This window comes from Mycobacterium sp. NGS29 (assembly GCF_059812965.1).
Genome location: NZ_JCALDR010000001.1, coordinates 498,304 through 509,939, shown reverse-complemented (window position 1 = coordinate 509,939; position 11,636 = coordinate 498,304). Strand labels below are relative to the sequence as shown.

At 67.2% G+C, this 11,636-nt stretch carries 11 protein-coding genes and 1 pseudogene; 6 read left to right on the top strand and 6 right to left on the bottom strand.

Going from position 1 to position 11,636, the window contains the following annotated elements:
- Nucleotides 1-534 (bottom strand): beta-ketoacyl synthase N-terminal-like domain-containing protein (locus AC5Y5Z_RS02380; protein WP_499919612.1); only part of this gene is annotated, 534 nt, incomplete at its 3' end.
- A 355-nt stretch (nucleotides 535-889) separates the two neighbouring features.
- On the bottom strand, nucleotides 890-1,240 hold the full coding sequence (locus tag AC5Y5Z_RS02375; protein ID WP_499923148.1) for a hypothetical protein: 351 nt from the start codon (nucleotides 1,238-1,240) through the stop codon (nucleotides 890-892).
- A 169-nt stretch (nucleotides 1,241-1,409) separates the two neighbouring features.
- Between AC5Y5Z_RS02375 and rbpA the strand changes: the two genes are divergently transcribed.
- Entirely contained in the window at nucleotides 1,410-1,745 is a 336-nt protein-coding gene (gene rbpA / locus AC5Y5Z_RS02370; RefSeq protein WP_149655556.1) for an RNA polymerase-binding protein RbpA, read from the top strand.
- A 4-nt stretch (nucleotides 1,746-1,749) separates the two neighbouring features.
- On the opposite strand, the pseudogene lnt reads toward rbpA, so the two are convergent.
- The 3 genes and pseudogenes from lnt to AC5Y5Z_RS02355 all read right to left on the bottom strand — a co-directional run bounded on the left by lnt (nucleotide 1,750) and on the right by AC5Y5Z_RS02355 (nucleotide 6,537).
- Nucleotides 1,750-4,340: pseudogene (gene lnt, locus AC5Y5Z_RS02365) on the bottom strand (apolipoprotein N-acyltransferase).
- Between the two features lie 97 nt (nucleotides 4,341-4,437).
- Complete coding sequence (locus tag AC5Y5Z_RS02360) at nucleotides 4,438-6,042, bottom strand: amidohydrolase (protein WP_499923146.1); 1,605 nt, start codon at nucleotides 6,040-6,042, stop codon at nucleotides 4,438-4,440.
- A 9-nt stretch (nucleotides 6,043-6,051) separates the two neighbouring features.
- A complete protein-coding gene (locus tag AC5Y5Z_RS02355; protein WP_499923145.1) occupies nucleotides 6,052-6,537 on the bottom strand; it encodes an FxsA family protein in 486 nt (161 codons plus the stop codon).
- Between the two features lie 73 nt (nucleotides 6,538-6,610).
- On the opposite strand from AC5Y5Z_RS02355, the gene AC5Y5Z_RS02350 reads away from it, so the two are divergent.
- Nucleotides 6,611-7,303, top strand: coding sequence for a dienelactone hydrolase family protein (locus AC5Y5Z_RS02350; RefSeq protein WP_499923143.1), 693 nt, complete (start codon nucleotides 6,611-6,613; stop codon nucleotides 7,301-7,303).
- Between the two features lie 15 nt (nucleotides 7,304-7,318).
- Here the strand turns inward: AC5Y5Z_RS02350 and AC5Y5Z_RS02345 are convergent, their stop codons facing one another.
- Nucleotides 7,319-7,708, bottom strand: coding sequence for a PPOX class F420-dependent oxidoreductase (locus tag AC5Y5Z_RS02345; protein ID WP_499923142.1), 390 nt, complete (start codon nucleotides 7,706-7,708; stop codon nucleotides 7,319-7,321).
- A 123-nt stretch (nucleotides 7,709-7,831) separates the two neighbouring features.
- On the opposite strand from AC5Y5Z_RS02345, the gene AC5Y5Z_RS02340 reads away from it, so the two are divergent.
- Genes AC5Y5Z_RS02340 through AC5Y5Z_RS02325 form a run of 4 tightly spaced genes read left to right on the top strand, consistent with a single transcriptional unit; the run spans nucleotide 7,832 to nucleotide 11,620 of the window.
- Nucleotides 7,832-9,034 (top strand): DUF1214 domain-containing protein, encoded by a 1,203-nt coding sequence (locus AC5Y5Z_RS02340; protein WP_499923140.1) that lies wholly within the window; start codon nucleotides 7,832-7,834, stop codon nucleotides 9,032-9,034.
- A complete protein-coding gene (locus AC5Y5Z_RS02335; RefSeq protein WP_499923139.1) occupies nucleotides 9,031-10,176 on the top strand; it encodes a sulfotransferase family protein in 1,146 nt (381 codons plus the stop codon). The genes AC5Y5Z_RS02340 and AC5Y5Z_RS02335 overlap by 4 nt, the downstream gene beginning before the upstream one ends.
- On the top strand, nucleotides 10,160-10,801 hold the full coding sequence (locus AC5Y5Z_RS02330) for a TetR/AcrR family transcriptional regulator (protein WP_499923138.1): 642 nt from the start codon (nucleotides 10,160-10,162) through the stop codon (nucleotides 10,799-10,801). The genes AC5Y5Z_RS02335 and AC5Y5Z_RS02330 overlap by 17 nt, the downstream gene beginning before the upstream one ends.
- 15 nt (nucleotides 10,802-10,816) lie before the next feature.
- A complete protein-coding gene (locus tag AC5Y5Z_RS02325) occupies nucleotides 10,817-11,620 on the top strand; it encodes an SDR family NAD(P)-dependent oxidoreductase (protein WP_499923137.1) in 804 nt (267 codons plus the stop codon).
- Nucleotides 11,621-11,636 lie beyond the last annotated feature (16 nt).

Below are 11,636 nucleotides of genomic sequence, written 5' to 3'. Positions count from 1 at the left end.
TGTCATGCCGGTCAGTCGGTAGCCCTCGATCTCCTCGGCAAACATGCCGTAACCCTGTGCGATGATCCCGGCAAACACTCCGGTCGCGGTTCCGCGTAGTCCGCTCGGATCCATGCCGGCTCGTTCGAGAGCCTCCCAGGACAGCTCTAGCAGCATCCGGTGCTGGGGATCCATCGCGAGCGCCTCGCTGGGTGCGATTCCGAAGAAGGCGGGATCGAAGTCGGCGACGCCTTCGACGAAGCCGCCGGTGTTCGCGTAGGTCTTGTGGGCCGCGTCGGGGTCAGGGTCGAACAGCGCGCCGACGTCCCACCCGCGGTCGGTGGGGAATTCGGAGATCACGTCGCGGCCATCGGCCACCATCTGCCACAGCTTCTCCGGGGAATCCACGCCGCCGGGGAATCGGCAGGACATTCCGATGATGGCGATCGGCTCGCTCGACCGCTCCAGCAGCGTGCGGTTGGTGCGCTTCAGGCGTTCAACCTGCACCAGCGCCTTTCGCAACGCTTCGGTTGCATGCTGGAGTTGATCAACCATTACCTGAACCCCTCGCCTAATTTGGTCGTCGTTGACCGTCGGTTGCGGCTGCTGCCGAGTCATCGAGGTGGCTGCACGAAGCGGCGACTTCGGGCTGACCTCCGACCAAGAATGTCGCTGGTGAGTATCGCCAACTCCAGCAGTATCTCAAAAACGTCGGGCACTCCCGACTTCACCGATAAGCACTCGGGCGCCCGTGCCGCACATCGACCGACAGGCTTGCACTCCCTTGTGCACCCGGCCCGCGGCCCATGGCGCGAACTGTACCGCCAATAGTTGTGCGGGCGTCGTTGTCAGGGCACCGCCGTCCCGCAGCCCCGCTCAGCACCACCGCAAGACCGTCGGTGAAGCGAAGCTAGACGCCGACGCGCCGCCATCCGTCGGCCGCTCTGGCAGCCTGCAACAGCTGGTCGCAGAGTTCGCGCAACTCAGCGCCGGCGGCGCCTTCATTCAGGGCAGTCGCGACGTCCTCGGCCGCGCACCGCACCTGATAGACGCGATCCGAAAGGTCCATGGCCTCCTCGGCCGATAACACCACCGCATCGGCAGGAAGAGCCGCGGCGTCGCCACGAGTGATCATGGTCCGCTGCTCGTAGGCGCGCTGCCGGCACGACTGCCGGCAGTACTGGCGACGGCGTCCCATTCCGACCTCTGTCACGTCACGGCCACACCACCGACAGGGCTGGGGTCGGGTGCGGCGACTCACGCCTGCCGACTTTAGTCCGGTCCGCCCGTCGATCCCGGTATCATGGGATGCCGAGTCGCGCGATATGCCGCGGCTGACAGCCGGGAACTACGTGAACGGTCTTAACGTTTGCTTAGAGAGAATCTCATTACGGGAGCGTCACAAGCGCACCGGACCCAAAGGAGCAGCAATGGCTGATCGTGTCCTGCGAGGCAGTCGCCTCGGCGCCGTGAGCTACGAGACGGACCGCAACCATGACCTCGCCCCCCGACAGATTGCGCGGTACCGCACCGACAACGGCGAAGAGTTCGAAGTGCCGTTCGCCGACGATGCCGAGATCCCCGGCACCTGGCTGTGCCGCAACGGCATGGAGGGCACCCTCATCGAGGGCGACCTGCCGGAGCCGAAGAAGGTCAAGCCGCCTCGTACGCACTGGGACATGCTCTTGGAGCGGCGTTCGGTCGAAGAGCTCGAAGAACTGCTCAAAGAACGCCTCGAGCTGATCCGCTCGCGCCGGCGCGGCTGACCCGTCAGGCGCGGCTGCGGGCGCGGCTGGTCTTGCGGCCCTCTCGGCGACCCTGCACGCCCCACCGCGTGACCTTGAACAGCGCCTCGCGAATGTTGGATCCGCTCATTTTCGACACGCCGATCTCGCGTTCGGTGAACGTGATCGGCACCTCGGCCACATCGAAACCCGCGTTGACGGTGCGCCAGGTCATCTCGATCTGAAAGCAATAGCCCTTGGAGTCGACGGTGTCCAGATCGATCGTCTCGAGAACCTCGCGACGGTAGGCGCGGTACCCGGCAGTGATGTCGTGCACACCGACGCCCAGGGCCAGCCGCGAATAGGTATTCGCCGTCTTGGACAACGCCAGACGGCGCCACGGCCAGTTCCGCACAGTGCCGCCATGCACGTAGCGCGAACCGATCGCGAGGTCCGCGCCGGCGTCGACCGCCTCCAGCAGGCGGTGCAATTGCTCGGGCGCGTGACTGCCGTCGGCGTCCATCTCGACCAGGACCGCGTAGTCCCGGCTCAGTCCCCAGCCGAAGCCTTCCAGGTATGCGGCGCCCAAGCCGTTCTTGGCGGTGCGATGCAGGACGTGGGTGCGGCCGGCGTCTGCGGCCGACAGCTCGTCGGCAAGCCGGCCGGTGCCGTCCGGACTGTTGTCGTCGACGACCAGGATGTGTACGTCAGGGCACGCGTCCTTGACCCGCCGATGGATCAGCGGCAGGTTCTCCAGTTCGTTGTAGGTGGGGATGATCACCAGGACACGCTGGCTGGGACTGTCGCCCGGTACCGCAGGGACAGGTTGGCCGGTGGTCATGTAGCTCCTTCATTTCGCCCGATAGGGGTGCGCCCGCTGTCTTCATCGTCGGAGGACGCGGCGTCGTTCGCAATCTCAACGTGTGCCGAAGGTGATTCGTTCTCAGCTTCCGAGTCGTCCCGTTCAGCCGAGGGCGTAGCGGGATCCGCAACGTCATCGACTGATCCGGAGCGCCGACGCGTCGGCCGCGGAAACGAACCCGGGAGACGGCTCGCGAACCGACCATTCTGCCGTATCGCGGCGAGAATGAGCACTACGGCCGCTCCGACCAGCGTCCACTGCACGATCGGTGCCCAGCGGGTCGCCGGGGTCAGCCTCGTCTTGAGACGTACCGCAGTATCCAGGTAGGCGGGCACGAAGAAGTCGGTGCGCAGCAGCTCCCCGCCGTCGGGTGCGATCACCGCGCTGATTCCGGTGGTGCCCGCGACCAGCACGTAGCGGTCGTGTTCGACGGCGCGGACCTTGGCGAAGGCCAGCTGTTGTTCACTCATGGTCTTGGTGAAGGTGGCGTTGTTGCTGGGCACCGTCAGCAGCTGTGCACCGTTGCGCACGGCGTTGCGCGGTGCCCGATCGAAGACCACCTCCCAGCAGGTGGCGACGCCGACCGGAACTCCGGCCAGGCGGACCACGCCGGTGCCGGAGACCGGGACGAAATGCCCGGCTTGGTCGGCATATCCGGACAGGTGCCGGAACAGCCACGCCATCGGCAGGTACTCGCCGAACGGCTGCACGATCGCCTTGTCGTGGCGCTCGGCCGGTCCGGTGCCTGGATTCCACACGATCATCGTGTTGGTGTAGGCCGGGGTATCCCGCATCCGGCCGGGCACCTCCATCACCGTGCCGATCAGGATCGGCGCCCCGATAGCGTCGGCGGCCCGGGAGATACCTTGGGCGGCATCCGGGTTGACCAGCGGGTCGATGTCTGAGGAGTCCTCGGGCCAGATGACGAACTGAGGTTGCGGCGCGGTTCCCAGACGCACGTCCTCGGCCAGTTGCAGCGTTTCGCTGACGTGGTTGTCCAGCACCGCCCGGCGTTGCGCGTTGAAACCCAGACCCAGCCGGGGCACGTTGCCCTGCACGACGGCGACCGTGACGCTGGGCTCCCCGCCCGACCCGACGCCCGCTTTGCGCACCTGCGGCCAGACGAGGATGGCGGCCAACAACACCACGCAGATGGCGACGCCGGGCAACAGCACTGCCGGCGGCGTAGTCCCGTCAGTGGCCCGCACCCCGGCTCGCAACCAGCGCACGATCTCGAGCACCATCGCGGTCAGGCTGGCACCTAAGAGCACCACCGAGGTCGACAACAACGCGACGCCGCCCCACTGGACCAGCGGCAACAGCGGACCGCCGGTCTGACCGAACGCCACCGCGCCCCACGGAAACCCGCCGAACGGAAAGCTGCATTTCAGCCACTCCACCGCGCCCCACACCACCGCGAACCACACCGGCCAACCCGGGAGCCGTCGCACCACGACCGCGCACAGTCCGAACAGGCCGGGATACAGCGCGCATACCGCCGCCAGCACCAACCAGGGCATCGGCCCGACAAGCGTGCTGATCCAGGGCAGCAACGGCACGTAGAACGCCAGCCCGAACAGGAAGCCGTAGCCGAAACCGCCGGCGGGAGTGGTACCGGGCCGGGTCAGCACCCACACCAGCAGCGCGACGGCGGCGACCGCGGCCCACCACCAGCCCAGCGGCGGGAAACTGGCGTACATCAGGCTGCCGGCGATCAATGCAGCGACCAACCGGGCCAACCGGGGCCGCAGTGCGCTGCGCAGCCGGGACAGCACCGGGGTCCGACCCGGCGCGGAATCAGCTGGCAAACTATCGGCAGCGTCTGCCGGCAAATCAACGGACGTGTGCTCCGGGGCCTCTTCGGGTGGCTGCTCAGCCATAGATAACCGCACCTCGATGCACGGTTTGGCGACACCGCGGCAGCGCGTCCGTCACATCGAGCCGCGGCAGCGCCGGGACCCGCGAGCGGGGGTCGGTGGACCAGCGCTGGACGCTGTCGCGGGGTGCGCTGACGTCCAGAATCCCGGCCTCCCACACCGCGTACGACGCCGGCGCACCCGGCACCAGGGTGCCGCTCACCCCGTCGCGCACACCAGCCGCCCGCCAGCCGCCGCGGGTCGCGGCAGCGAATGCCGCGCGCGCCGACAACCCGCTGCCCGGTGTCCGGTGATGCATCGCGGCGCGCACGCCGGCCCACGGCTCGAAGGCGGTGACAGGCGCGTCAGAACCGAGGGCGAGGGGCACGCCTTGGGATGCTAACAGCGCCAGCGGGTTGAGCCGGCCACCTCGATTCGCACCGAGTCGCCGCGCGTACATGCCGTCGCTACCGCCCCACAGCGCGTCGAAATTGGGCTGGACGCTGGCTATGACTCCCCACGATCCGAGCTTGCCGGCCTGCTCGGCGGTGACCATTTCAAGGTGCTCGAGCCGGTGCCCGCAGCGGGCGACGGCAGCCACTCCCATGTCGTCGACGACCCGTTCCAGGGCGTCGACCACCGCCGACACCGCGGCATCGCCGATCACGTGGAACCCGGCGGTGATCTCGGCCTCGCTGCAGGCCCGCAGATGCGCTTCCAGGGCGGCGGGCTCGAGGTGGCGGGTGCCGGTGCAACCGGGCGCATCAGCGTATGGCTCGTGCAGCCACGCGGTGCGCGACCCCAGCGCACCGTCGACGAACAGATCACCGGCCAGGCCGCGAGCCCCGGTCTCGGCCAGCAGCACGCGGGCCTGCTGTGCGCTGGTCACTGCCTGGCCCCAGTAGCCGACCACCTCGACACCCGGGCGCAGCGCCGCCAGCTGCAACCAGTCGTCGAGCCCGCCGATCTGTGGACCGGCGCATTCGTGCACCGCGACGATGCCCACCGCGGCCAGTGCCGCCAACGCGGCCTCACGCGCTTCGGCCAGTTGACCCTCGGTGAGCAGGTCACGGGCCGCGGCCCGGGCCAGGTGATGCGCATCGCCGGTCAGGGGCTGCTGGGCGGAGAAGCCGGGGGCCGCGGCCAGGTCCGGCAGCAGCCGTCGCAGACCAGCGGACGCCAGCGCCGAGTGCACGTCGACCCGGGCCAGGTAGGCAGGTCGATCACCAAGCACCGCATCCAGGTCGGCGGTGCTGGGCGGGGTGTTCTCCGGCCACGCCGACTCATCCCACCCGTGTCCCCACACCGGGCGCCCGGGGTGGGCAGCCGCGTAGTCGGCCACCAGCTGTAGACATTGCGCCTTCGATCCGGCCGCGCGCAGGTCCAGCCCGCTCAGGGACAGCCCGGTCGCGCTGAGATGGATGTGGCTGTCGACGAATCCGGGAGCCACGAACGCGCCGTCAAGATCCTGCACCTCGGCGTCCGGGAATTGGTTGCGACCGACGTCGTCGCTGCCCAGCCAGGCGATGACGCCGTCGCGCACCGCCAGGGCGGTGGCATCCGGATGGGTCGGGCTGTGCACCCGGCCATTGAGCAGCAACCGGGTCGGGATCTGCCTCACATGGCAAAGCTACGGGTGCCGGGCGGTCCGCCGGTAGGCGACAGGCAGAGCGGGCGGCTCGGCGTCGATGACGTCGATCACCTCGCCGTCGATGTAATCGCGACTCCGGGTAACAGTGGTGATCAGCGGAGTCCGCCGGTCGAACAGCCGCCCGGCGATTGACGCCAGCGCGGGGCGGGCGGCCGCCCGGATGGGCGGGGTGAGCAGCAGCAGGCCCAGCGCGGTACTGGCCAGGCCGGGAACGACGACCAGGGCGGTGGCCAGAGTGGTCAGCGCGCCATCGGTCAGCGCGCGACGCGGCTCTTGGGTCCCGGTCCGCAGCTGCCTGAACTGGCGGCTGAGCTGCACCCCACCCATCGGCGCCCACAGCACCAAACCCAGGACGAACGTGGCTGTCAACGCCACCGCTGTCCAACCGACACCGATTGCTGCCGCCAGCCCGACAGTCACCACGAGCTCGACGACGGCATATCCGAGAAGCAGCCGTCCAATCACGTGAAGCTCAACGTCTGCGGGTGTGGTGTGAGTTCCGCGCACGGTCGCGCCGGGGCTGCAGTTAGATGACGTTATGACGACGATTGAACTCGACACCCCGGCCGGACCGATCGATGCACTACTGAATGTCCCCGCCGGTGACGGGCCGTGGCCGGGTGTGGTCGTGGTGCACGACGCGATCGGTTACGCACCCGACAACGAGGCGGTGTCGCAGCGAATCGCCCGCGCGGGCTATCTGGCGATCACACCCAACCTGTACGCGCGCGGTGGCCGCGCGCGCTGCATCACCAGAGTGATGCGCGAAGTGCTGACCAAGCGGGGCCGTTCCATCGACGACGTGCTTGCCGCCCGCGAACATCTGCTGGCCATGCCCGAGTGCTCCGGACAGGTCGGCATCGCCGGTTTCTGCATGGGTGGGCAGTTCGCACTTGTGCTGTCGCCCAGAGGTTTCGGTGCTTCGGCACCGTTCTACGGCACCCCGTTGCCACGCAACCTCAGCGAGACCCTGGACGGTGCCTGCCCCATCGTGGCCAGCTTCGGCAGCCGGGACCCGCTGGGCATCGGCGCGCCTAAGCGGCTGCGCAAGGTGACCGACGCCAAACAGATCACCGCCGACATCAAGTCCTACCCCGGTGCCGGGCACAGCTTCGCCAACCAGCTACCCGGGCAACCGCTGCTGCGCATCACCGGATTCGGGTACGACGAAGCGGTGGCCGAAGACGCCTGGGAGCGGGTCTTCGCGTTCTTCGGTGAACACCTGAGCTGATGGCGCGGGCGCGGCTCAGCTGTCTGCGGCGACCCTGAGTTCGAGGCCAATGTTGTTCGCCATGCCACCGCGCAGCTTGCTGAATACGTTGAAGACCTTGCCGACGATGCCGTACCGCTTGCCGATCGCGTCGTAGACGGCCCCGGTCTGCGATTTGTCGAGCAGCGCTGCCGTGCCCTCGACCGCGTCGCTCTTCGGATTGCCGCGCATGTCGCAGATGGCCAGCGTGACCCGCGGCGTGTTGCGAATCCGCTTGACCTTCCACGACTTTTCCTGGGTGATGACCAGCAACCGGTCGCCCTGGGCCGCCGCCCAGATCGGAGTGGGCTTGGGTCGGCCGTCCTTGGTGAACGTGGTGAGCAGGAGGTATTGCGCTTTGGCCAGGTCGGCGAACGAGGGCGTCACGGTGCCAACCTACTCGCCGAGCAGACGCAGACTCGCACGCGCAGGCCCGTTGTGGTGCGAGTTTGCGTCTGCTCGCGGAGTGGAGTTAAATGAAAACACTATTTTCATTTAAGGGGTTGGCTGTTGTCCTGGTTGCCGTTCTCCATCGCCGAAGCCGCATCGTCGGAAAGCAGCCAGACGCCCGGTCTCGGACAGGCCTGGATTCACCTCCTGGAGCGGCTAGGCTCCGCCGCCCAAGCCGTGGAAGCCGACCCGGCCAATCGGAATCGCGCCGACCTGACGGCCGGCATGCGCCATCTGCTCGTGCTGTTGACCACGGGCATTGACGAGGTGCTGCGATTCGATCCGGAGCCGCCGCTGCGGGTACAGCCCACCAGCACCGACGACGTGATCACCTGGGGCATGGAATGCCCGGACTGCATTTACACCCGCGCGGTCTTGCGGGGCGGTGAAAGCTACCGGCTGTTCGGAAACCGTGGTACGGCACGCTACGTCGGGCTGCAGACGATGAATGGCGTTGCGGCCACAGCCAATGCGCTCGTCGACGAGTTGGAGGTGGACGCCGACGGGAATTTCGAAGTGGTGCTGTCCGGTGACGAGCGGCCCGGAAACTGGATGCAAATCGAAGGCGAGCATCCGACGCTGACGGTGCGACACTTCTTCTACGACTGGGATACCGAGGTGGCGTCCTCGCTGCGCATCGAACGGATCGGCGACCCGGTGGCCGCCGGCGACGGACCATCCGATGCGGGCGGCGCGTTGGCACGGCAGCTGGTCGCGCTCGGGGACTTCGTCGAAGAAAACCTCAAGTTCTTCATGCAGTTCGGGGCCGCGGCGCCGGTGAACGGGTTCCTGCCCCCCATCGATCGCAGCGATATGGGAGCCGCCGCAGAGAATCGTCCGGTGATAGGGCGCTGGGAGCTGGCACCCGATGAGGCATTGATCGTGGAAGTCCAGCCGCCCGAAGGAGTTTACTGGAGCTACTCGATCGGCAACCCGTGGTGGGAGACCATCCACTATGGCCGTCATCAGTCCAGCCTGAACGCCCATCAGGCAGTGGTGGATTCGGACGGACTGGTGCGGGTGGTGCTCAGCGCCGATGACCCCGGGGTAGCGAACTGGCTGGACACCGCAGGCCACAGCAACGGTCCGATCATTCTGCGCTGCGTGCGCACCGAGACCGCCCCGACGCCGACGACACGGGTGGTGTCCTTCGGCGAAATCGAGTCGGCACTGCCGGCCGACACCATCTGGGTTACCCCGCAGCAGCGGGCATCGATATTGGCTGCGCGCCGCAGCGCCGTACGCGAAAGGTTCCGACGATGACGTTCAACGCCGATGAATTGGAGCAAGGCGCCGGCGCCGCAACAGGTCTCGAGGACTTCGGTTCGACGTATTACCGGGAGGGCCTGGAACGGATCGTCGACGCGCTGAACACGGCCGCCGATCTGAACGAACTGGGCAGCGTGATCCAGCACGCCACCATCAGCAATGCATTGATCCAGCGCCTCAAAGTCGAGGACACCTACGCCCGCCATCCCGAGATCGATGACGAGGTGGTGGGCGGCCCGGTGTTCGTGATCGGTTTGCCCCGCACCGGTACCACCGCATTGAGCCAGTTGGTGGCGGCCGATCCGCAGTTTCGTTCGTTGCGGATGTGGGAGTCCCAGGCGCCGGTGCCGCCGCCCGAAGCCGCCACACAGCACAACGATCCGCGCATCGCCCAGGCCGAAGCGGGTCTGAAGATGCTCGACGACATGTTTCCGTTGATGAAGACGCTCTATAACTCCGAGGCGACGGCGCCCACCGAGTGCCAGGACTTGATGGGCATGAGCTTCCGGACGTTCCACTTCGACGGCGCGGTACGCGCGCCGGAGTATCTGGCCTGGTTGATGGACTGCGACATGCGCGAGACCTACACCTACCACCGGCGGGTGCTCAAGCTGCTGCAATGGCACTGCCCGCCCACCCTGTGGCACCTCAAGACACCCGTGCACATCTTCGCTCTGGATGCTCTGGTCGAGGCGTATCCGAACGCCAAATTCCTGTGGAGTCACCGTGATCCGGCCAAGGTGATGGGATCGGTGTGCAGTCTGATCCGTTACGTGCGCAGCTGGAGCAGCGACCGCGACGACGCCCATGAACTCGGCGCCGAGCAGGTCGATAGCTGGGCCGAAGGCGTGCGTCGGGCCATGGATTTCCGCAGCCGGGTCGGCAGCGACCGCTTCGCGGACGTGTCGTTCGCCGATCTGCAGTCCGACCCGGTGGGCACGCTGACGAAGAGTTACGACACGCTGGGTTTGACGTTCACCGATGCCACGCTGGGTTCGGTGCAAGCCTGGGCGCAGGAGCACAAGCCGGGCTCTCGCGGCGCGCACGACTATGACCTGTCCGACTACGGCCTGACTCCCGACGGAGTTCGGGAACGGTTCGCGGACTATCTCGCCACCTATGACGCAACAGCCTGACCAGACGATCGGTCCGCGCACCCGCCGACGCGCGAAGCTCGCGCCAGACCCCGACGTCCGGCGCGAAATCCTGGCGGCGGCAACGGCGGTACTGCAGGACCAGGGCGTCGGGGGGCTGAGCATCGCCGCGGTGCTGGACCGCGCCGGCCTGGGCACCCGTGCGTTCTACCGGCATTTCGCCTCCAAGGACGAACTGGTGGCCGAAGTGTTCCTGGAATCAGCCCGATCCGAGACACGCCGTCTGCGTCGCCGAATGCTGAGTGCTGCAACGGAAATCGACGCAGTTGTGGCCTGGATCGACGGGCGACTCGATTTGGCGTTCGACGACGGCGTGCGCTCGGACCTGCGGCGGCTGTCGCTGGAGGCACAGTCCCAGACTTCGGCCTACCCCAGCCTGATTCAGCCCGCGTACGCTGAAATGCTGTTGCCGCTGCACGAGACCCTGACGCGTGGGCTGCGACGCGGCGCATTCCGAGGCATCGACCCGTCGACCGACGCACAGTTCATCCACGGCGTGGTGTGGGCGGGCATCGAGCGGCACTGGACAATCGGTGACTGTGACCGCGCAGAGCTTCGCGAGAACATTCTGCGGTTCTGTTTGCGCGCATTGGGTGTGGACGTCTAGCGAGGGAGATGGTCGATGGATCTGGGATATGCCGGCGCTACAGCGGTGGTCACCGGCGGCAGTAAAGGGATGGGACTGGCCGTCGCCGAAACGCTTGCCGCTGAGGGCGCGAAGGTGGCCGTGATGGCCAGAGGACAGGAGGCGCTGGACGCCGCTGTGCGCTCATTACGGTCGGCGGGCGCACCGGACGCCCTCGGGGTCAGCGTGGATATGACCGACGCCGAGTCGATCGCTGCCGGATTCGCCGCGGTGCAGGAACGGTGGGGAGCCCTCAACAGCCTGGTGCACACCATCGGCCCGGGCGACGGCTACTTCGAGCAGATGTCAGATACCGACTGGGACAACGCTTTCGCGCTGGGCACCATGGCGGCGGTGCGGTCGATCCGGGCTGCGCTGCCGATGCTGCGGTCAGCGGAATGGGCTCGGGTTGTGACGTTCGCGGCGCACTCGATCCAGCGGCAGAACCCGCGCATCGTGGCCTACACGGCCTCGAAGGCGGCGCTGGCCAGCCTCACCAAGAATCTGGCCAAAAGCCTTGCCGAGGACGATATCCTGGTCAACTGCATCTGCCCGGGCACCATCGTGACCGCCAGTTTCACCGAAAACCTCAGGGACATCCTGGCCGCCGACGGATTGGACGCCACCGATCCGCGCGATGTCATGACCTGGATTGACAACAATTTTCACCAACCCTGCGATCTGGGTCGCGCCGGGCTGCCCGAAGAGGTCGCGTCGATCACCGCCTACCTGGCGTCCAAGCGCAATGGTTATGTCACCGGCGCGACGGTGAATGTGGACGGCGGCAGCGACTTCGTCTGAGGACCGCCGCGAAAGG